This window comes from Oribacterium parvum ACB1 (assembly GCF_000238055.2).
GTDB lineage: Bacteria > Bacillota > Clostridia > Lachnospirales > Lachnospiraceae > Oribacterium > Oribacterium parvum.
In genome coordinates this window covers 228162-250204 of sequence record NZ_KE148312.1, presented here as the reverse complement: position 1 = coordinate 250204, position 22043 = coordinate 228162, and the positions used below count along the sequence as shown (strand labels likewise).

Annotated in this window: 21 protein-coding genes and 2 pseudogenes; 3 read left to right on the top strand and 20 right to left on the bottom strand. The window is 39.7% G+C overall.

Translation table 11 applies throughout. The features are described 5' to 3' along the window. Positions 1-222: 222 nt before the first annotated feature. Positions 223-678, bottom strand: coding sequence for an IS200/IS605 family transposase (tnpA, locus tag HMPREF9625_RS01195; protein ID WP_009535103.1), 456 nt, complete (start codon positions 676-678; stop codon positions 223-225). Between the two features lie 286 nt (positions 679-964). On the opposite strand from tnpA (HMPREF9625_RS01195), the gene HMPREF9625_RS01190 reads away from it, so the two are divergent. Then, complete coding sequence (locus tag HMPREF9625_RS01190; RefSeq protein WP_009535104.1) at positions 965-1582, top strand: uracil-DNA glycosylase family protein; 618 nt, start codon at positions 965-967, stop codon at positions 1580-1582. Here HMPREF9625_RS01190 and HMPREF9625_RS11250 read toward each other — a convergent pair. Further along, a pseudogene (locus HMPREF9625_RS11250) lies at positions 1579-1683 on the bottom strand (acetamidase/formamidase family protein); the annotation flags it as partial. The gene HMPREF9625_RS01190 and the pseudogene HMPREF9625_RS11250 sit on opposite strands and share 4 nt — an antisense overlap. 68 nt (positions 1684-1751) lie before the next feature. Continuing rightward, positions 1752-1992, bottom strand: a pseudogene (locus HMPREF9625_RS11045) (IS256 family transposase); the annotation flags it as partial. 147 nt (positions 1993-2139) lie between these two features. Here HMPREF9625_RS11045 and tnpA (HMPREF9625_RS11690) point away from each other — a divergent pair. Continuing rightward, positions 2140-2325, top strand: coding sequence for an IS66 family insertion sequence element accessory protein TnpA (gene tnpA / locus HMPREF9625_RS11690; protein WP_408634634.1), 186 nt, complete (start codon positions 2140-2142; stop codon positions 2323-2325). Here the strand turns inward: tnpA (HMPREF9625_RS11690) and HMPREF9625_RS01185 are convergent. From HMPREF9625_RS01185 to HMPREF9625_RS01115, 15 genes are all read right to left on the bottom strand, one after another. Further along, on the bottom strand, positions 2251-2982 hold the full coding sequence (locus tag HMPREF9625_RS01185) for a tryptophan synthase subunit alpha (RefSeq protein ID WP_009535105.1): 732 nt from the start codon (positions 2980-2982) through the stop codon (positions 2251-2253). The genes tnpA (HMPREF9625_RS11690) and HMPREF9625_RS01185 overlap by 75 nt on opposite strands. After that, on the bottom strand, positions 2982-4130 hold the full coding sequence (locus HMPREF9625_RS01180; RefSeq protein WP_009535106.1) for an iron-containing alcohol dehydrogenase: 1149 nt from the start codon (positions 4128-4130) through the stop codon (positions 2982-2984). Before HMPREF9625_RS01180 ends, HMPREF9625_RS01185 begins: the two co-directional genes overlap by 1 nt. A gap of 73 nt (positions 4131-4203) precedes the next feature. Then, a complete protein-coding gene (locus HMPREF9625_RS01175) occupies positions 4204-4995 on the bottom strand; it encodes a BtpA/SgcQ family protein (RefSeq protein WP_009535107.1) in 792 nt (263 codons plus the stop codon). Next, on the bottom strand, positions 4985-5752 hold the full coding sequence (locus HMPREF9625_RS01170) for a nucleoside phosphorylase (protein WP_009535108.1): 768 nt from the start codon (positions 5750-5752) through the stop codon (positions 4985-4987). The genes HMPREF9625_RS01175 and HMPREF9625_RS01170 overlap by 11 nt, the downstream gene beginning before the upstream one ends. Next, positions 5749-6693: a carbohydrate kinase family protein gene (locus HMPREF9625_RS01165; RefSeq protein ID WP_009535109.1), complete on the bottom strand. Its 945-nt coding sequence runs from the start codon at positions 6691-6693 to the stop codon at positions 5749-5751. The genes HMPREF9625_RS01170 and HMPREF9625_RS01165 overlap by 4 nt, the downstream gene beginning before the upstream one ends. Next, positions 6686-7255, bottom strand: coding sequence for a cysteine hydrolase family protein (locus HMPREF9625_RS01160; protein WP_009535110.1), 570 nt, complete (start codon positions 7253-7255; stop codon positions 6686-6688). Before HMPREF9625_RS01160 ends, HMPREF9625_RS01165 begins: the two co-directional genes overlap by 8 nt. Before the next feature lie 81 nt (positions 7256-7336). Then, a complete protein-coding gene (locus HMPREF9625_RS01155) occupies positions 7337-8239 on the bottom strand; it encodes an ABC transporter permease (protein WP_009535111.1) in 903 nt (300 codons plus the stop codon). Next, the gene (locus HMPREF9625_RS01150) at positions 8227-9321 is read right to left on the bottom strand and encodes an ABC transporter permease (protein ID WP_009535112.1); all 1095 of its coding nucleotides are present in this window, start codon (positions 9319-9321) and stop codon (positions 8227-8229) included. Before HMPREF9625_RS01150 ends, HMPREF9625_RS01155 begins: the two co-directional genes overlap by 13 nt. A gap of 1 nt (position 9322) precedes the next feature. Beyond that, positions 9323-10861 carry an ABC transporter ATP-binding protein gene (locus HMPREF9625_RS01145; protein ID WP_009535113.1) on the bottom strand — a complete coding sequence of 513 codons (1539 nt, stop codon included), beginning with the start codon at positions 10859-10861 and terminating at the stop codon, positions 9323-9325. 49 nt (positions 10862-10910) lie between these two features. Continuing rightward, entirely contained in the window at positions 10911-12098 is a 1188-nt protein-coding gene (locus tag HMPREF9625_RS01140) for a BMP family lipoprotein (protein WP_009535114.1), read from the bottom strand. A gap of 26 nt (positions 12099-12124) precedes the next feature. Next, entirely contained in the window at positions 12125-12856 is a 732-nt protein-coding gene (locus tag HMPREF9625_RS01135) for a GntR family transcriptional regulator (protein ID WP_009535115.1), read from the bottom strand. A 182-nt stretch (positions 12857-13038) separates the two neighbouring features. After that, positions 13039-13926 (bottom strand): acetamidase/formamidase family protein, encoded by an 888-nt coding sequence (locus tag HMPREF9625_RS01130; protein ID WP_009535116.1) that lies wholly within the window; start codon positions 13924-13926, stop codon positions 13039-13041. 52 nt (positions 13927-13978) lie between these two features. Next, entirely contained in the window at positions 13979-15250 is a 1272-nt protein-coding gene (locus tag HMPREF9625_RS01125) for an ATP-binding protein (protein ID WP_009535117.1), read from the bottom strand. 306 nt (positions 15251-15556) lie between these two features. Further along, entirely contained in the window at positions 15557-16834 is a 1278-nt protein-coding gene (locus tag HMPREF9625_RS01120; RefSeq protein WP_009535118.1) for an O-acetylhomoserine aminocarboxypropyltransferase/cysteine synthase family protein, read from the bottom strand. Between the two features lie 136 nt (positions 16835-16970). Then, a complete protein-coding gene (locus tag HMPREF9625_RS01115; protein ID WP_009535119.1) occupies positions 16971-18452 on the bottom strand; it encodes a DUF2828 family protein in 1482 nt (493 codons plus the stop codon). Between the two features lie 555 nt (positions 18453-19007). Here HMPREF9625_RS01115 and HMPREF9625_RS01110 point away from each other — a divergent pair. After that, positions 19008-20084: a WYL domain-containing protein gene (locus HMPREF9625_RS01110; RefSeq protein WP_009535120.1), complete on the top strand. Its 1077-nt coding sequence runs from the start codon at positions 19008-19010 to the stop codon at positions 20082-20084. Between the two features lie 112 nt (positions 20085-20196). Here HMPREF9625_RS01110 and HMPREF9625_RS01105 read toward each other — a convergent pair whose 3' ends face one another. Both HMPREF9625_RS01105 and HMPREF9625_RS01100 read right to left on the bottom strand, forming a co-directional pair. Continuing rightward, positions 20197-21252: a hypothetical protein gene (locus HMPREF9625_RS01105; protein ID WP_009535121.1), complete on the bottom strand. Its 1056-nt coding sequence runs from the start codon at positions 21250-21252 to the stop codon at positions 20197-20199. A gap of 20 nt (positions 21253-21272) precedes the next feature. Beyond that, on the bottom strand, positions 21273-21689 hold the full coding sequence (locus HMPREF9625_RS01100; protein ID WP_009535122.1) for a YjdF family protein: 417 nt from the start codon (positions 21687-21689) through the stop codon (positions 21273-21275). Positions 21690-22043: the final 354 nt, after the last annotated feature.

Below are 22043 nucleotides of genomic sequence, written 5' to 3'. Positions count from 1 at the left end.
TAGAAACGTGCGCCGCTAGGCGCACAACAAAATCATAACCACCCGTCAAACGGGTGGTTTGCTCGGGGGCTATAAGCCCCTGTTACTAGGCCAGCGTCTAAAGGCGCTGGCTTTCATTTTGGGCTATGGGAAGTTTGCTTTGCACCTTCCCACAGCTCCATTCAAGCCATATTGCGCTTGACTCGTCGCTACCCCATAAAGGGGTATTGGTACCACTTCACATCAACCCTTAAAAGGGTCTTCATACTCCTTAACACTAAGTTTATCCAGAGCGATATCATGTTTCTCTTGCTCTTGAATATACTTTTTTATTGTGGCTTCATTTAGTCCAACCGTACTGACATAATAGCCTTCGGCCCAAAAGTGTCTATTCCCGAATTTATATTTTAAATTTGCGTGTTTATCAAATATCATTAACGCGCTCTTTCCTTTTAAATATCCCATAAATGAAGAGACACTTATCTTGGGAGGAATACTAACTAAAATATGTACATGGTCAGGCATTAGATGTCCTTCTATTATCTCCACTCCTTTGTATCTGCACAGCTGGGCTATTATGTCCCGTATATCTGTCTTGTATTGATAATATATTATTTTTCGCCTATACTTCGGTGTGAAGACAATATGATATTTACACATCCATTTAGTATGTGCTAATGCATATTCTTTCTTCGCCATAAATCACCTTCCTTTTCTGCAATATAGCTTGAACAACTTTATTGTATAAGGAAAGGTGATTTTTGTATAACTAGCGTTCCCCACCCGCATAGCGGGTGGTTTATTGTATCAGAGCTAACATTTTTCAAATGTCAGCTCCGATACTGGCTAAAGTCCATTAACGAGATATCGCACGCTTTGCGCACGATACTCTTTATGAATGAAAGGAATTCTATTGCTTTCTTCCTATGCTGAAAGGTGTTATTCTTGTATTTTAGGTGATATTTTAAAAAAGGACTACCAAAATATGAACAAACAGAATTCCGCTTTACAGCAAATCATCGCAGAAATAGAACATTTACCGGAAAATCAAAGCTATACCGAACGGGGAATTCCGCCTATTTTTCAGTTTCATAAAGAGGCAAAGATTCTTTTAGTCGGCCAGGCGCCGGGAAGAAAGGTAGAAGAATCCGGTATTCCCTTTCATGACCTTTCCGGAAAAAGGCTGATGGAGTGGATGGGGATTTCCGAAGAAATCTTTTATGGCACGTCCATTGCCATTGTTCCCATGGACCTTTATTATCCCGGAAAGGGAAAGGGCGGAGACCTCCCTCCCCGAAGCTTCATGCGTAAATATCACGATGAACTTGTGGCATTACTTCCCAAGATTGAGCTTCGAATTTTAATCGGGAAGTATGCCATTTCCCACTACGATAAAAAAGGAGCAAAGCTTTCCTTAAAGGAACTGCTTTACTCCTACTCTATAGAGGACGAAGCATCCTCCTTGGAAAGCTGCTCCTCCCCTATCGATTTCCCACTGGTACATCCCAGCCCTTTAAATTATGGATGGATTAAGAAAAATCCCTGGTTTATGGAGAAAAATATTCCCCTTCTGCAGAGACTGGTGAAGGAGAGAATAAATTAAAATAAGCTCTTCATAATCTTCTTCGACACACACATCATCACGGTTCTTTCCGGATCCACCACCTGACAAAAGCGCAGGTCTCCTACGGCACTGAGAAGCATCATAGGACAAAACGTGTTGATGGCTAATTCCAATTAGCAAATGTTTTATTTATTCGATGAAGGTCGCTCTACACAATAGCATCACCCCGGATGGATAGGCTTTTTTCTAATTTTTGCTTCTCATTCATCTTTTTATATAGTCTGGTAATACTTTTGTCTGTAGGCATTACATTTAATATTTCAGATGAAGAAAACGGCTCCAGAGGGTACATATAGAATCCAGAAGACCGTTTTTATTCGTCTTTCTATAGATAAGCCTCTATGGTCTCTCAGCATTTCCCTATGTCGGGAGTTAATACCATCTTCTATTCAGTCATTCGTAAATGGCAATAACCCGTCATCTTTTTTCTCTCCACAAAAATTGAGATAATCATGAAAAGTGTGAAAAGTTGAACGCACTTTTTCCACTTTACAAACTTTTTCCACTTTGCACACTATCTCAGGGAGGAATTCAAGATGAACACAAAACTTTCTACAAGCAGGATGCGAACAGGGCAATGGGCTGACATTATTAAAGATTGTAAGGAGAGCGGTCTAAAAGTAGATGACTACTGTGCACAGCATGGCCTATCCAGAAGTGCCTACTTCTACAAATTCTCGAATTTTTTCTTTCATTTTAGGAATATCTCCATGCAACTTTAAAATAGTACTTCCGATAAATGCTGCGTCCCCTCCGGCTTCTCGCACCATCTTAATATCTTCACTATCTCTGAGCCCTACACCGCAGTAAATAGGACGGTTAATGCCTTCCGATCGTAACTTTGCAATACAATCTTTTAGAGTCGTATACTTAGGATTAACATATCCCTGTCCCTCCATCGGCTTTGCTTGTAAGTAAACAAAACCATTGGATTTTTTTGCATTTTCAATCTCCTCCGGTATCATTTGATACTGCACATAGTTGGCAACTCGGATACCGTCTTGAATAAGTGCCTCTTTGACACAAGCATTCTTACTCCCCACCAAAATCAAATCAAAGAACTTATTCTTGATTAGGAATTCCTTAAATTGATTTAGACCAATTTCCTGAATAGTATCTTCATATGCAAGAACGATAAACTTAATCTCCGGATAGGAAGTCTTCAGTTTAACCATTTCTTCCATATATTTTGCATAATCAGAACAGTTATTCAAAGCTTCCTGCATTCGAGATGCGATATACTCTCCCTCTAAATAAGGATTACGAGAGGGAAAATCTATTTCTATAATCTTGCATCCTGCATCTATATACTCTTCTGCAATCTTAGAACTATCCTGAAGACTTGGATATCCATTGGACAAATACAGAATTGTTTCCATTATAAATCCCCCTTATAAACCTTTCTAAATAACTCTTTCATCTCTTCCCGGTTGGGAATAATAGGATTCGTTTTAGTACAGCCATCCAAAAGAGCTTCCTCCGTCATTTTTTCCAATTGTTTTTCGTATTCTGTCGCATCCGGAATTAGCTCCTTTAGAGATCCGGCAATCTTTAACTCTCTATTCTTATTTCGAATGACTTCAACTAATGAGTCGCTTCCCAGCTCTTCCGAAAAAGATTTGTACCTGGACTTTGCTTCCTCATCCTGCATATTATATTTCACAATATAGGGCAAAATAATTGCATCTAAAAGTCCATGTGCTAAGTGAAAGTGTCCTCCCAGCGTATGTGCCATTGAATGAACAATTCCTAAGGATACATTCGTAAATGCAAGTCCTGCCACCATAGATGCATTCAGCATTTTTTCTCTTGCTTCTATATTTCCTCCTTGCTGATATACTATCCCAATATTTTGAATAATATCCTTAGCAGAAGCTCTTGCCAGTATATCACTAAGATAGTTCGCTCTCTTGGAAACCATCGCCTCTAATGCATGGGTTAATGCATCCATCCCGGTTTCTGCTGTAATATGGGCCGGCATGGATAAGGTTAACTCTGGGTCACAAATGGCAATATCCGGCATCATCTCCATATTTCCAATACCGTGTTTCATTCCACTGTCATCACTAATTACAATGGAGCGCGATACTTCACTTGCCGTTCCGCTGGTGGTAGGAATACAGCAAAGAACGGCTTTTTTGCGCAGTTTCGGAAACGTATTAGGCGGACAAATATCCGAAAGTTCTTTTAAATCCGGATTTTCATAATAAATCCACATTCCTTTTGCAGCATCCATAACAGATCCACCGCCCAATGCCACAATTAAATCAGGTTGAAACTCCTTCATTTTTTCTGCACCTGCGATTACTGTTCGAAAACTTGGATCCGGTTCTACTCCGGAGATAATTTGAATTTTAGCTCCGCTCTCCTTCAAATAATTCTCTACTTTCCCAAGACCGCCATTTTTGATTATACTATTCCCTCCAATTACAATACTTACTTTCTTATATTTGAAGCTTTTCATATGTTCTAAGCACCCTGCTCCAAAGAGGAGCTCAGATCCTGCCAGTTTCATTGGTCGCATCATAATATTTCTCCCTATATACCTTCTAAATCATATTTTCTTTCTTCTAAAAATTTTTTAAATACAAAGTTTGGACTTATTTCGCTAATACTAAATCATGTGTCAATGCATAACTTACCGGATTCGAAATTAGTCCTCCTTCTTTTAAGCCGGAACCCACAATACATCCGTCAGCTATTTCTAATTGCTCTCTAATGTTTTCTTTTTTCACCCCGCTACCGGCCAAAACCGGAACCGGTACAATTTCTTTGATTTTACGTAAGCTTTCAATCGGTGCCGCATCTCCAATGATTGCTCCCGTAATAATAACAGCATCTGCACCATTTCCAACGGCATCTCTGGCACTATCAATCATGCTCACTGAAGAATTTAACATGTGAGCATGTTTCACTTGAATATCCGCAAGTATCTGAACACTTTCCAGCCCCATCTGCTTTCTATACTGCAAACATTTTCTGGCACAAGGGTAAATGATACCATCTGAAAATAAAACTGTGTCTACAAACACCGGTACACGAATAAAGCTGGACCCTACCAAGGAAGCAATAGAAAGCGATGCTTCGCAGTCATTAAATGCCGCATCTATTCCCAGCGGAATATGAATTCTTTGCGACACCTCTCTCGCCACCACCGCCAACGCAGCAAGCTGTGGTTTCTCCAAAAGAGCAGAAAATGGAACATCACCCATATTCTCCACTATAACTGCATCTACCCCTGCTTTTTCCAAAGTTTCAGCATCCATAACTGCCTGATGAACAATCTTTTCAAAATCCCCCGAAAATCCTACTGTTCCGGGTAGTGGAAGACAATGCACCATTCCAATTACAGTTTTTGATCCTCTGGTCAGATTCAATTTTCTAAATTCCATGATTATTGTCTTCCTTCCTCTGATAGCGATAAATACCTTCCAGCGCAACCTTGCAAAGTAAATCTTCTGCCTTTTCTCTCTCTTCTCCCAAAAGTACTTTTTTTAGATTTTCCAAAACTGTCGTCATAGTAAGAATGCAAGTTTTGACTCCCATGAGCTGGCCAAGTGTTAGAAGACAGGACGACTCCATATCAATTCCTGACACCTTTATTCTCTTTAATTCATCAAAAATTGGCGACAAATCTCTTCCAAATTCTCTGGAAAATCCAGAATCATGCATTTGACTATAAAATCCATCCATTGTACAAGTAATCCCATTTTGGTACTCACTACCAAAATCCTTAACTGTTTCATTATAGATTTCAACCAAAGAAAAATCAGGAACAGCCGGATACCCCTGCTCAACATAGGTCTCACTGGTTTTCTCTCTTCGAATAGCTCCAATAGGGATTAAGAATTTTCCCAGAAGTTCATCTCGCAAAGCCATTACCGTTCCCATTCGGACTGCAACCTTCATCCCTGCTTCATACATTTCTTCCATTGCAATGGCCGCTGTTGGGGCTCCCATTCCGGTAGAACTAACAGTGATAGGTACGCCTTTATAAGTTCCGGTATAACTGTTAAACTCTCTTCGAAAACCTAAAGATACCGGATTATCCAAATATTCTTTTATTCTTTCTACTCTAAAAGGGTCTCCGGAAAACAGCACATATGGTGCTACACTCCCTTTTTCTACCCCCATATACAAAGTTTTCATTGGATTTTCCTCCCCTTTTTTTCCAATTCTTGACTACTGGGAATCTTCATACAGCATCCCTTCTCTTGAATCACAAAAGAAGATAATGCTGTTCCCAGTTTCAAGCAATTCTCCGTAGAATAGGTTTTTAAATAGCCATACAAAAATCCTGCCATATAAGCATCTCCGGCACCGGTAGCATCCACAAAACGATCTATTTTTCCAACTCCAACATGGTACTTTTGAATTCCATTTTCTGTTTTTTCATAGCAAACACTACCTTTTTCACCCAGTGTCACGATGATAATCTTTACCTTTCCAATATTAAAAAGCTTCTCTAAAGAGCTACATCCAAAAAACTTCTCAATGATTTCCTTTTCCTGCTCATTCAAAAAAATAATTTGGCTTTCACAAAGAATCTCTTTTAAAAAATCCACCGGGAAAGCATCAAAATCATCTTTCATACCAAAAACAATTGGTAAATTATATTTTTTGCACTGCTCCAGAAAATACTGATTATCCTTTTTACTGGCCACAGTCATTACAGCAGTCCTTGAATTTTGAAAAAGAGAATCCTCTAACGGAATTGCATACTTTTTATCCATAGCTCCAGGATAGTATAAAGTGATATGTTGTTGCTTAGAATCTTGAATTAGATAAGAAGTAGAAGTAGATTCCTGCTCAAGCACCTGAATGCCCTCCAATGGCACACCTCTACTTTCCAGAAAAGACTTAAATCCATTATCTATCCAATCTCCCCCCACTCTCAAGACAGGGAGCGCTTTAAATCCCAATTGATTTACTGCAACAGCAATATTGAGACCACACCCTCCATAATAAATTTTGGTATTATCCTGATTCTCAATCAATGATGTATATCCAATAGAAATAGGTGAGGAAACCTGAATCAAATGATCCATACTGACATAGCCACTTGTAATTAGATCATATTGCTTATCCATTAGCTTTTTCCTCCTCCAATCGGAACCATTCATCACTCTCCATAACTTGACCAAAATATTTTTTTATATCCTGCAGGTTAACTTTATTCACTGTTTCATCATTTGTCGCCACACAGTCAGAGAACACTATGGGGTTATAATCCAGATAAAATGCATCCGTCACTGTGGCACGTATGCAACAGTTCGTTTTAGTTCCCACAATAAGAAGATTTTCGATGCGATTTTGCCTCAGTACCAAATCAAGGTCCGTGGCAAAAAAGCCACTATACCTTCGCTTCCGAATGACATAGTCCTTCTTCTCATCTATTTGTAACATTGGATCTATTTCTATCCCAAAGCTTCCTTCAATACAGTTTTTTCGCATACCGGCAATCCTTAGGTCTATTTTGTCTTTTCGATTCCAGTGTTGTAAAAAAATGATAAGATATCCCTTTTCTCTGCATTGTTCTAAAACTTTGCATATTTTGGGTAAAATATTTCTATTTTCCGGATAAAAAACTGATCCTTTAGGATCCGTAAAATCCCTTAACATATCCACAATTAATAAAGCTGTAGTGTTCATTTAGGGCTTCTCCTTTTCAAATAGTGTAAATATGGGCAGGAAACATCTTAAATTACTATCTCCATATGCTCATATACTTCATTAAAAGCCTCGTAGCTTCGTTTTATGCTGTTTTAAACTTGATGCAAAAGACAGAACCAAAATCATTACCAAATAAGGAATACAGTCAAAAAGTCCAGCTATATTTCCTGAATAAACACTCAAATTCACTGCTAAGGATCTTGCGAGTCCAAACAAAACAGCATAAAAAGCGGATTGAATTGGTTGACCTTTGCCACAATAAATTGCTGCAATAGCAATAAATCCTCTTCCTGCTACCATATCCTTCGTGAATAGCCCTAAACGCTCATAAGCAAGATTCATACCTCCTAAGGCACATCCTATTGATCCCAGCAGAATTGCCATATATTTATACCAATCACCTTGAATTCCTATCGCCTTTACAGCCTCTTCATTTTCTCCTACCACACGAACATAAATACCAAATCGTGTGTGAAACATGAGAATATGGATAAGAAAAATCAAAATAAATGCACAATAGGTTAGAATTGGATGCCCGCTAATAACCCGGATAAGAGGAATACTTCTTATAATCGGAATAGAAATCTTTAAAGAATTAAGGTTAAAATCAGGCAATATAATATTAGGAGAGTTAAACATCACCAACACAAAACCTGCAACTGCAATAGAGATCATGTTTAGAGCGAGCCCCACTATAATCACATTTCCTTTCATAGTCACTGAGAAGAAAGAAAAAACAAGGCTATAAAGTAAGGTAGAAAATAAAGTAAATATTACTGTAAGTATTAAGTTGCCTGTTAGAAAGAAGCTTATTACTGATACTAAAGCTCCATTCAGCATCATTCCCTCTAAAGAGATATTTAAAACATTGGCTTTATAAGCGAATATCCCTCCAAGTACACAAAAGATTATAGGAGTACTATGATAAATGCAGTCATACAATATGTTCTCTAAGATTTGCATAGTTCAAGTCCCGCCTTTTTCTTAAATAGCCTGTTCCATAACTGAAAGGATTGTTTCTTTTCACATATAAACTTCACGCTGAGAAACAAAACAATCATTCCCTGCATCAAAGAAACAATCTCCTTGGGAACGGAAGAATACATGTTGATATTATCCGCACCAATTTTTAAACCGGCATAAAATATGGCAGCAATACCAATTCCAAGCGGATCATGTCCGCCCATAAGGGCTATTAACATACCATCCCAACCCAGACCGGGGCTACCGGAAAAGTCCAAGGTATATCTATATTGATCCTCCATCATCCAGCCTGCTCCTGCAAGTCCGGCCAAAGCCCCCGAAAGAATGAATAGAATACAAATCTTTCTACCAACTCTCATCCCCATTGCTTCAGCAAACTCAAAACTCTTTCCCATTGCTTTAATTTCATATCCAAGCTTTGATTTTTTCATTACAATCCATAGCACTAAAAGTACCAACAATATAATAAATATAAATGCCGTTAATCGGGATCTTCCAAAGATTCGAGTATACATCGCTTGGTCTTGAATTACCGGTGTACATACATAGCCATTTCCGGTATCACGAAATACATTGGTAGCCAAATATTCTATAGCCTTTGCAAGGGCATAATTGAGCATCATGGAAACTACCATCTCATCAGCTCTAAAACGAATTTTTAAATACGCAATACTCATCGAATAAAGAACGGCAAATGCAACGCCCACAAGAATGCATACGCTTTTTAAAAGAAAACCTGATCCAATAGGAAGGTTTGCCCCTACAATCCCACTAGCAAAGGCACCAATAATCAATGAACCTTCAACTCCCATATTATATAGATTGGCCTTAAAGCAAACTGCAATCGCTAACCCTGTTAGAATCATCGGGCCTGCATAGTGTAAGGTATTCTGCAAACCAACAGGTGTAAAAAAAGATTTTAACAAAAGAATTTTATAAACCTCTAAGGGATTTTCATGTATCAGGAGAATAACCACTCCTCCCAGAAGGAAGGCGAATATAACCGGCAAAACCGCATTTAAAATATCTGATAGACTTTTCTTAAAAAAATTTCTATCCATATTACGCTCCCTCCTCTCTTATCCCTGCCATAAGTAGACCTATTCTCATCATATCCACTGAATTAGGATCTATGTTTCCCGTTATCATTCCCTTGTGCATTATAACAACCTGGTCGGAAAGACTCATAATTTCAGAAAGTTCGCTGGAGATTAACAGCACTGCATTACCCTCGTCTCGAAAACGAAAAATTGTATTATGAATAAATTCAATAGAACCAATGTCTACTCCTCTAGTTGGTTGACATGCAATAAGCAATTTAGGATTGTGACTTAGCTCTCTTCCTACAATTATTTTTTGTGCATTTCCACCGGATAAAGAGCTTATATTTCCATTTTTGTCTCCCACACGGACATCATACTCTTGAAGAATCTTATCTCTCCTGGACAGAATTTCTTTTTCTTTGAATACACCAAATTGTGATAAAGCTGCATCATCATGATAGCCCGCAATGCAATTATCCGCTATGCTAAGCTCAGATGATAATCCCTGGGCATATCTATCTTCAGGAATAATGCCCACTCCCAATTTACGCAATTCTTTTGGCCAAAATCCGGTAATGTCTTGTCCCATAAAGCTAATCCGTCCGGATGTTGACTCCATCATACCCGTTAAAACTTTTACCAGTTCAGATTGTCCATTACCTTCTACTCCGGCAATTCCGAGAATTTGTCCTTTTCTTACTTGAAAGGAAATATGTTTTATGCAATCTCTTCCGAAAGTATCCTTCGTGGAGAGCTCCGACACTTCATAAATTGGAGTGGATTCTGAAAAAGCCTTTCGATTCTCTTTTCTCTCTAAGGAAACTTCTCTACCAACCATCATTTGTGCCAATTCTTCTTCACAAGTATCCTTCGTGAGACGGTGTCCAATTACCTTCCCCTGCTTAATCACAGTAACACTGTCCGACAATGCCATTACTTCCCGTAACTTATGAGTAATGACAATAATTGTTTTCCCTTGATCTCTTAAGTTTTTTAATTGTAAAATTAAATCATCTACTTCCTGGGGGGTAAGCACCGCAGTTGGCTCATCCAGTATCAAAGTGTCCACATCTCGATAGAGCATTTTTAAGATTTCTACTCTCTGTCTCTCTCCTAGAGAAATATCTCTTACCCTACTATGAGGATCCAGTGTGAAATTATACTGTTCTATCAAGTCCTGAACTATCTGAGCCTCTTTCTTCCTGTCTACCAAAATACCTTTTTTTATTTCTGTGCCTAGCAAAATGTTTTCATACACCGTTAAGCTAGGCACAAGCTTGAAATGCTGATGTATCATTCCGATACCATGGCGAATTGCATCTGAAGGGCTTTTGAGCTTTACATCCTCTCCATTAATAACTATTCTGCCTTCTGTAGGCTCTAAAAGGCCGTATAGCATATTCATAAGAGTAGATTTGCCTGCGCCATTTTCTCCCACAATACACTTAATCTCTTGCTTACAAACAGATAAATCAATGTGGTCATTAGCTACAAAATCTCCAAATCTTTTCGTTAAGCCAATGGTTTCTATGGCTTTCAAAGAACAATTCTCACTCATATTTCAGTCCTTCATCCTTTAAAACTCAATTTTGCACCCTTTAAAAGTCCTACTTGAAGTTAATGTTCGGACAGCTACTTTCATCAAAAGCATCTCCATTTTGCTTATTAGTAACCACAATTTTTCCGCTTTCAATCTGACTTTGTAAATCCTTTAAGCTGTCCTTAATCTCAGTCCATTTCTTTTGAGCCTCATCGGTTTTTTCTATAGCACTCTCAAAAGTTGCAAGGTCAGTAATAGAAGTTGCTCCACTCTTTAAATCATAAACCTGAATCAGATCCATATCTTGCAGCTTCCCATTCTCAATTGCATCCGTAATCGTTTCCACTACTACTTTTGTATTCTTAATGACTGATGTAAGAATATAACCCGGCTGTTGTGCATCTTTATTGGCATCCACATGAATCATTAATTTCTTTTCTTCTTTCGCCTTTGAAGCAACACCATCCCCTACTGCACCGGCAACAGTATAAACAATGTTTGCATTATTAGCATAAAATGTTCCTGCCACTGCACTTCCTCCGGCAGTATCCGCAAATCCCGCATCATACTTAGAAAGGAAATCATATTTAACGCCCAAATCTCCGGCAATTTTTTGAGCTCCCTCGATAAACCCTACACTAAATACAGTGATTCCATCTGAGTCTGTTGCACCAATAAAGCCCAGTGCTCTTCCCTTATCCAATGAATTAAAATTGTAATTACTTCCTAAAAGTACATCCGCATTCTCATTAACCAAAACAGATAGAGCTCCAGCAAGATATGAAGATTCATTCACGTTGTATAGTATTGAAATTACATTCTTATGAATTGCCTCACCTTTATCATTTAAATTTGGTGTTGCATTAAAAATAACAAAAGTAGTTTCAGGATACTGTTCTGCTATTGGCTTAGCTCCTGCCTCTCCCTTAATCAAAGCATCAAAGTCATAGGCCATAGAAAAAATCAAATTATATCCATCCTCTGCCAATGTTCCTAAAGTATTTCCTATACTCTCAGTGGGCTCCACTACCTTGTAGGAAACACCGTATTTTTCTGCGCAATTTTTTGCCCCTTCAATAGCAGACTGATTATAGCCGTTATCATTTTGGCCTGAAGCATCGCAAACGATGGCGATTTTCACGTCCGACTTTGCAGCCTTTCCTTCTCCGCTTTCCTCCACTTTCTTTCCCCCGCACGCTGCAAGAATCAACATGCAGAGCAAGAGAACATACGCAACAATTGAGTTTCTTTTCATATTTTGCCTCCTTTGTATAGTTATGTTTAAGACCCTTTTACTTGGTCTATATAAAACTTATAATGATCTGTTCGATAGTAGCATCTAAAATTCTCTATGGGACTTTCTCTTCCGTTAAGTATGCCGTAAGTTGTACAACGAAATAAAATGACAGGCATGTTATTCCCAATTTCCAGATATTTTGCAACTTCTTCGGTAGGAAGAACTGCCTCAATAGTTCTCTTGGCTTTGCAGATAGATACTCCATAATCTTTTTTCAATACATCATAAAGGGATTGTTTCGTGAAGTCATATTGCAAAAGCTTGGGGAAATTTTTTTCCGCTAAATGCGTAATTGTATAGTTTAAAGGTTCCTCATCAGCGTAAGTAACTCTAGCTAAGCTATACATATTTTCCCCTGTGGGAATGTTTAGATTTTTTGCATTCTTCGGATCGGAGGGAAGTAAAGAAAAATCTATTGTTCTTTTGGAAGGTTTTCTCCCCATCCTTTTAACATCTTCTGTACAGCTACTAAAATTAAATAAATTATGGCTTTCTGTATCGCCTTTTACATAGGTACCTTTCCCTTGAATACGATACAAATACCCTTCATTGACCAATTCCTCAATGGCCTTTCTAACCGTAATTCGACTCATTTTATATTGGTCCATCAATTCCCTTTCACTTTCCATAAGGGAACCTTCCGGATATTCTTCTTCCTGAACTTTTCTAAGAATTATATTTTTCAGCTGATAATATTTAGGAGATTTTCCATCCATTCTTCGCCTCCATCTTGTTATGTTGTCATAACCAGTTTAGTGTCATAATAACTGATTAACGTTTATGTGTCAATCAATTATTAGTGATTTTGTATAAATAATTATTCTCTTTCTCAAATATACATGTTCGAATATCACATACTCGTATTACATTATTGAGAAAAAGCTGGTGAAAGACTTTTCTATGCAAATAAGCTCTTCATGACCTTCTTCGGTACGCACATCATCACGGTTCTTTCCGGATCCACCACCTGACAAAAGCGTAAGTCTCCCACGGCGCTGAGAAACATGCCGGCTTCGTTAAAGGAGAGCCCCAGATTCTCCTGTACTCTCTCATTCATGATGCGTACCGCATGGAAAATCGCTTTTTCTATCTCTTCATGGGAGTAGATTACACCACAAATTTCCTCATTTTCCAGCATAGGTGTTTCAATGCTTATTCCCTTAATCACGGACAGTCTTACTTTCACATCTGCGGAAATTTCCACACCGCTGACCATGATTTCTCCGTCTCCCATCGCCGCGTGCACATCACCCAAGGAGAAAAGAGCACCGTCATGAAATACGGGAAAATAAAGGCTTGCCCCTTCTTTGATTCGCTTGTTGTCCATATTTCCGCCGTGGCAGCCCGGTGTCCCGCAGTTGATAGAACCATTTTCCGGCGCAACACCGATAACGCCAATCATAGGCGTAACATCAAAGACAAGCTTGTCGTTAAAATGAACCTTTCCCTCTTCCACCTTAATCCGTTTTACGGACTCTTCTTTCACCAAAGACCCCAAAACACCGTTTTCCGGAAGGGCGCACATCACCCCCTGCTTATCCAGCGTAATTTCTAGGATTTCCACCTTGAGAACATCTCCTGCCTTTGCATTCTCTACATAGACAGGGCCGGTTGCGGGATTGATACGATCCCAGTTCAAAGCGCCGATGCATGTTCCCTCTTCGCTAAGCTGGTTATCAAAGCAGTCGTGGGTACGGAAAAGGACGGTTTCTCCGTCCACTACTTCTGCAACACATTCATTTTTAGCGTCAAAAGCAAATACCTTTTTGTTTTCAATAATTTTCATAGCTTCTTCCCCTCCATAAAACCACAACATATCTTACGAACTTTTTATGTCATTAATCTTTCAAGCAGGTAATTGGAACAACATACACGCCATCTTCTCGTCTATAGGCAAATGGAGCTACTCCGCACAATACCATCAGAAATGCCGGCTCTTTCATTTTATCGGTATCAATTTTATTTGCCAATTTCAAAAGACTTTGTGCGCCTTCATTAATCAACTTGTCTCCACCTAATTTCACCTCTATCAAACCATAACTTCCATTTCTTAAATGAAGAACCGCATCACATTCAAGACCGCTCTTATCTCTATAATGATATACATTGCCATCTAATACATCTGTATATACCCTCAAATCTCTAATACATAGATTTTCAAATATTAAGCCCATATATTCCAAGTTATTGATTAAATCCGTGGGACCAATTCCTAGAGCGGCTGTAGCTATTGAAGGATCTACAAAATACCTTGTATCAGATGTTCTTATGGCAACCTTAGATCGCAGATTCGGATTCCATGCCGGAGAATCTTCGATAACGAAGATTTTCTTTAATGCATTTAAATATCCATAAAGTGATTCCTTATCAAAGGTTTCTATATCATTACTGATTACATCCGCTCTAATTGTTTCCAAAGAAGACTGTGTCGCTACATTCCGAGCATAAGACCTCATAACACGTTTTGTTCTTTCCTGATTTCTTTTTAAATTATCCACTCTGGAAATATCATCCTTTACAACTGCATCATAATAATCAAACGCTTGCTTTAAAGCAATTTTTTCACTTCGATTCAAAGCTGTCGGCCAGCCGCCTCGACATATTAAAAAAGCAATTTTTTCAATACTATCATGATTTACAGCGGAGATATCTTTCCCATCAAACAAATCCATTAATGATACTTGCCCACTGGAATCTCCGGATTCATATAAAGACATGGGTCTCATTTGCATGCGTACGATACGCCCGGTTCCTGTATGCATACTTTCATCCAATCCAGCAGGAACCGATGACCCGGTCAAAATAAATTGTCCGAATTCTCCCCTCTGATCAACCTCATAACGAACTGCATTCCAAAGATTACTGGAAATCTGCCATTCGTCTATCAGATGAGGAACTTCGCCTATAAGAAGATTTAAAGGATTTAGTTTCGCCATTTGCTGATACTGTTCCGTCTTATCAGGGCTATCCATTTCAATAACACTTTTTGCTACATGTTTTGCCGAAGTTGTCTTTCCACACCACTTCGGCCCTTCAATTAACACAGCCCCTTTCGACTCTAAGTGTTCTAACAAAAGTCTATCCGAAACCCTCGGATAATATTCTTTCATTATGATTCCTCCTACTAGTAAAATCCTATTGGTAATATAATTCAAATCACCGATAACTTTCGGTATACAAAAACTAGATTATTTATTTAGAACGAAGGTTTATAAAAACGAGTATTTGGCTTTTATATTTCCGAGTATTTGGCTTTTATGTTCCCGAGTATTTGGCGTATTTATATGAAGTATAGTCTAAGATGAATTTATCCGTCAAGATATAATAAGTCCTAGAAAAAAGGCCAACAAAATAGGCAATTCCCCATTTCATCGGTCTTTCTCTAGTTTGTTTTTTTATGTAAAAAATTCAGAGTTTTATTTTTCTAATGCCTGATCCACATCGGCAATAATATCCTGCACATCTTCAATGCCTACAGACATTCTGATAAGGTCAGGCGATACACCTGCTGCCAGAAGCTCCTCATCGTTCATCTGTCTATGAGTGGTGGATGCAGGGTGCAGCACACAGGTTCTGGCATCCGCAACATGAGTAACGATAGCCGCGAGCTTCAGAGAGTCCATAAACTTTACAGCCGCCTCTCTTCCTCCAACTACGCCGAAGGAAATAACACCGCAGGAGCCCTTTGGCAGGTACTTTTTAGCCAATTCATGCTGGCTGTCCTTTTCCAAGCCGGAGAAGGAAACCCAGGATACCTTCGGATGCTTTTCCAAATGCTTTGCTAAAGCCAAGGCATTTTCATAATGTCTTTCCATTCTTAAGTGCAAGGTTTCCAGACCTACGCCGAGGTAAAAGGAGTTTTGCGGAGAAGGAATGGAACCTAGGTCCCGCATGAGATTGGTCGTCATTTTCACAATGTATGCTGCCTTACCGAAGCTCTCCGTGTAAATCGTTCCATGATAGGTTTCATCCGGAGTGGTGAGGCCGGGGAATTTCTCGCTGTACTTCGTCCAGTCAAAGTTTCCGGAATCCACAACTGCACCGCCAACAGAGTTGGCAGAGCCGTTCATATATTTGGTGGTGGAGTGTGTCACGATATCCGCTCCCCATTCAAAAGGTCTACAGAATATCGGAGTGGGGAAGGTATTGTCTACGATAAGAGGAACGCCGTGCTTATGCGCTGCCTTAGCAAATTTCTCAATGTCCAAGATTTTCAAAGCTGGATTCGCCAAAGTTTCTCCAAATACCAACTTTGTATTGGGGCGGAACTTGGAATCCAGTTCTTCTGCGGAAATATCCGGATCCACGAAGGTCGTTTCAATGCCCATATTTTTCATGGTCTTTGCAATTAAGTTGTAGGTTCCTCCGTAGATTGCGGAAGAGGCAATCACATGATCTCCTGCAGTGGCAATATTGAAGATGGCATAGAAATTTGCCGCCTGACCAGAAGAGGTTAGAATAGCCGCAACCCCTCCCTCCAACTGACAGATTTTGTTTGCCACAGCATCATTCGTGGGGTTTGCCAGTCTGGTATAAAAATAGCCGGACTCCTTTAAGTCAAAAAGATCTCCCATTTGCTGAGAAGTCTCGTATTTAAAGGTTGTGGATTGCACAATGGGAACCACTCTGGATTCTCCCTTTTTCGGTTCGTACCCGCCTTGTACACAGATAGTATTGATGTTGTAATTTGCCATAGTTACTACTCCTTTCGCTTGTTCCGCCTACTATATAGTTCGGGGGCTTACATTGTCAAGGGAAAGGGAAAATGGACACATAAAAAAAGCGGAAAACACTGTTCTTTTTCAGCACTTTCCGCTTTTTGCATTCTCTCTACGCACAGATCCTTTCGTAGCGCTCGGAAGACAGCGTTTTCAGCATAAAGGAATAAGGATCTAAAATCCCCTCGGACAGCATGGAAAAGATTTGCGGAGAGGCGCCGGACACTAGGGCAACTCCCTGCTCATTTTTCGTGACAGGCTGCTGCTGATTTCTGCTGTTCACGTTCCAAAATACTATTTGCGGAAGTCTGTAGCCATGCTTTGCAAACTTCTCTTTTGCGCACTCAAAATTCGACATTTCCGCATGGTTCGCACAATAATCGAATTCCATGTCCGAAATAATATAGAGTTTTTCCGGGATTTCCTCCTGCTTCGCCTTGTTTTGAATAGCTGTTTTCAGAATTAAGTCAAAAGTTCTCTGTAAATCCGTATTGGCACACTCATTAAAGCTTACGCAGTACGTAAGTTTATCTACAATATCTCTGCCTTGCACCTCCACCAATCTCGGATTTTCAGAAAAGGTAATAAAATGATTATGGAAACAGCCCTTGTTGTGCTCCGCAAAATAAATCCCCAAAGACTGTGCCACTGCTGCCGGCATGTACCCGGATCCCCAGTTACAATACATGGAACCGGATCCATCCACTACGGCAAGAGCATTTTCCGCCCCTGTATAGTCGGGAAGTGCCTTCCAGGTGACGTCCATCGAACGGCATTCTTCTTCCGTGATTTCCGCTTCCACTATATTTTTATGAATAATGGATGCTGCGATATCATAGGGCGTCAAGGTTCCCGTATTCATTACAGAAGGATTACTTTCCGCCTTATCCAAAAAGGCAGAGTATCTCTCCCTGTCATTTCTGAGAAAAGCCAGTCTATACTTATACAAGGCTTTAGAAGGCTGCTTTTCGTAAGAGAAGGAATAGTCCTTCTCCCGAAGATAATTCTCCATCAGTTTTATTTCTGCCCGCAGTGAAACAAGGACTTTACGATACTCTGCATCGCTAAATCCCATTGCTTTTGCCAGTTTCTTGGCACTTTTAACGGTGTCTGTATTGCTGGTATTCACGGAAGGAAGCCATTTGGCCAGTAAAGAAACACCATCTCCGGTTTTCAGGGCAGCAAGATCCTTATCCAACTGCTCTTTTATGAAGCTAAGCATCTCCTTTTCACACGGCCCGTTGAGAAGGGAAAGCAGGTCGTCAAATCTTCCGTACTCGGGAACATGCATAATATTCTTTCGAACGGAGTCCGCCTCATTAAGAGAAAGCCACTTCAATATAGACCGAAACGCTCTTCTCTCCCCAAGGCCACCTCGTATGTCTCTTGCGAAGAAAAGAATCTTCATTGCCATATTTCTGTCTTCCGTATAGGCCTTGATAAATCGGGAAATGATTTCATTGTCCTCAGCATTTCGCAAAGCCCCAATGGTAGCAAAAAGATCCAGACAGTAAGAATTTGTGCTCCTGTTGGTAAGAGCGCCATTCTCCGTATATGTCAGATTCTCTTCTTTTCTTAAGTCCTCTAAAAACATTGCTCCTACCTCCTTTTAAAAAGAAACAGCCACAAGATACTTTATAAGGTAAGGGGTATTCGCCCCTTCCAGCAGGGGGAGTTGCACCCCCGAAGCGCCGGGACTTTAGCCCTGCTCCGGCTATCTCAGCCAAATATCGCCATGACTTTGTTTGCTGTTAGTATCTTTCCGACTGTTTCACTTTACCTAGGGGATATCCCTAAGCGATACAAGACACACCGGATTAAACATCCGCATTTGATCTAATTCCAAACATAATTGTTTGCTGTATGTGTCTTTCGTGCCTTTATGATATATCGATTTTCAGGATATAAAAAGCTGAGGAATATAAATATTTTTCAGCCCCTAATTTATTGTATAAATTATATATTTTCGTTATATTATAAATAATTTGCATATCCATTTTGGAGTTTAATAATTACTGAAAGGTCGGTTTACATTGTTTTTAAATGAAGTTTCGATTGTGACTCGGATTCTCGATTAAATATGTTTTTAAGCATATTTAAATAATGCATTCAAGGAAATGTTTATGTATCTGTATGAATGGAGGAGATCATGACAGAAAAGTACAAAATATATATTCCGGAAGAGGTGCGATTACGGCTTTTGAATGATGCGGAACTCTTTGATTTTTATAAGAAGGACGGCTCTGTAAATCTGAATGGATTTTTGAAGGAGCTTTTACTCCAATATTTTGATGAATATCGTGAAACAAAGGAAAGGCTACTGGATACTATTTTGTCTGACCTCAGTGCATTTTCCTCTATTTCCCGGGAGGACGCCGATGCCATCGCGGATAAAATCATGAATACGTATCTCCGAAGACCGGAACGGGATATCCTGCACTTTACGCAGGATGCCCTTGCAAGGCAAACTGCCGCAGGCTTCGGGAGAAACACTCGTTCTGCATTAAAAATAGAGCGAAACGCTGCCATCACCTTGACGGTCAGCGGTCGCTCCTTAAATATTATGTGTTCCATCGAAAGCAATATGCTCTCCCGGGTTTCTCTTTCTCAGTATCTTAATGACTTTTTCAGCTCCTACCTATCTATTTCCAGAAAAGACCGTGAGAGAATTCTCTTTCAGGATATCTTTGAGGAGTTAAACACTGCCATTCGAAAAAATAGTATTATCCGTTTTACTTCCACTTCCGCTCCAAACGTTATTTTTACGGTTCAACCTTATTGTATTGCCGCATCCAAAGAGGAGCAGTGTAATTATCTTCTTTGCTTAGACAACGAAACCGGCATACCCAGATCCTTCCGTGTCTCTAGAATTCGTGCCTTATATAGCTCTTCCGATAAATTCATTCCGAATGAAAGCCGAAAACTGGAGCTCCAGGAAATTGCCAGAAGAAGTCCTCAATCCACATCCAAAGGAATTGAAGCCGAAGTCCGCTTAACGGAAAAAGGCCTGCAAAAGTTTCATTTCATTACTAAAAACAGACCGGATGTATCAAAAAAAGAAGGAAATACTCTTTATTTTAACTGGCCAAAAACACAGTTGGAAGAATATTTCCATCGCTTCGGAAAAGAGGCAGTGATTCTTTCTCCGGATGAATGTCGGGAATCCATGCGGCTCTTTTACAAAAAAGCATGGGAAGCATATAGGAAGAAGGAGAAGGGGGAATAAAAATCAATAGGCTTTTCTATGCAGGACAGATCTGAATATAGGGCGAATTTAGATCCCCCCATTTTCAGACCAATCCTACATAAAGACTCTTCCTTTTTGGATTTTATTCTCTCTACTCTATCCCTTCTATCTTACAAAGCCCGATTTCTTTCAGTCCTCTATCATACAGGGCAATGAGGCATAGCTCTCCACAAATATTGTATAAGCTATGCTTCGTCATCCCCCTTGGCATGACAATATCCAAATATTCCTTTGTTCTTAGGGAAAAGAGCTTTTGCTTTCCCTTCCAATCGTCATTGTTAAAAAGCGGTGTGAGAATAAGATAATCCGAATGGGTGAAAGTTCCATTCACCCCGGACTTTTTTCCGCCCGCCTTCAATTGCTCCGATTCCAAGAGCTTTTCCTTTACTTTGCCCTCAGAGGAGATTTTTGCCAGAGCATAATAATCCATTCCCCATTTGTTCACTGAGCCTGTGCTTTCTCCCGAAGTAAAGGCGTAGAGTTCATCATTCTCCATTTTTAAACTGTCGATTTTCGGAGCATCCTTCGTCCTGTCATCATGGTGGGTAAAGGCATTTTTCTCTATTTCCGAAAAGCATTTCCACTTGGCTTCTTTTTTTACAGGATCAAAGTCTAAAAGGGCAAAACATCGGGACAGACCGTAATAAACGTCCTTTTCAAAGCAGACAGGAACCAGCCTTCCGTCTGAAACAGTCTGAAAATACCGCACTCTTGCATTGTCCGGTAGTACTTTGCTAAAGGGCAAAAATCCATTCTTAATCGGGATGATTTCCGGTGAAGAAAAATCTCCGGTAAAATAGAAAATTTCTTTCTTCGCTTTGATTACCCCGAAGCTGTCCCCGAAGGAAAAAAGCATCGGCTCATTTTCCCGGTCCAGAAAGTCTTCCCCAAGCTCTATTTCCTGTATGCCGGTTTCGGATAGGGCAAGAACAGAGTAGGCTCTAGGAACTTCTTCCTTCCTTGTTAAGAGGAGAGCCCTCGCACCTTGCTCCGGACAGGCATGAGAAATAAAGGCATTTCCTTCTTCTATGGAATCAGCGCCTTGCTTTACAACGCTTCCTCCGGAAAGAAAACCTGTGCTATACACATAGGTATATGCATTTTCCGGCTTGTATTTTTGTATAAGGCTTAGTTTTAAAGCGGCCATGCTATTCCTCACTATTTTCGTTATCTGCCTCTGTGTTTTTCTTTTTTCCTCGCTTGCTTCAGCATAAATTGCCGTTCTTCCTCGATGCGTTTTTGTTCTCTGTTTTTTTCTTTACGCTTTTGTTTGTTCTCTTCATGCTGTAAACTTAACGCCTGTTGCGACTTCGTCCCGATGCCAGCACGCTGCAATTGTTTTTTGACCTCTCTTTGTGTTCTTTTCGGATTCTGTTTTCTTTCCTTGACTTGCGTTTTGACTTCCGGACTGAATTTCAGCTCATAAAAATGGTTTAAGATAAAATCACGTACCTCAAAGTCCTTGGGCTCTGCACCGAAAGTTACCTTCGCAACAGATAGGCGATTTCTCTCTGTTTTCTCAAAAACGCCCACCCAAAAGGTTCCTTCAAAAAGCACTGTCATTTGACAAGTCATCTTGTCCATATTTGTCCCTCCAAAATTACTTTATGAACAAAGAATGGACAACCCGGAGGGGAAGGTTACTTACCACAAGATTCTGTGACGGCCGGGCTACCTACCGGCTCTGGCATAGCTCTTTGTATGCGTTGCGTTTTTATCTTTGCTGTGTACACAATTGATGAAATTTTTTCCATCGCCTTCTATCATAACGATGGAAAAATATATTGACAATGCTCTCTTTTTCTTTTGTATCAACTGACAAAATCTTTACTCTATTCAAGATGATAGAATCGTTTGCAATGGAAGTTCTTTACAAAAGATATTTAGTACCTCTTAAAAACAGGAATCGAATAAGAATAAACTTTTTCAAGGGACTTT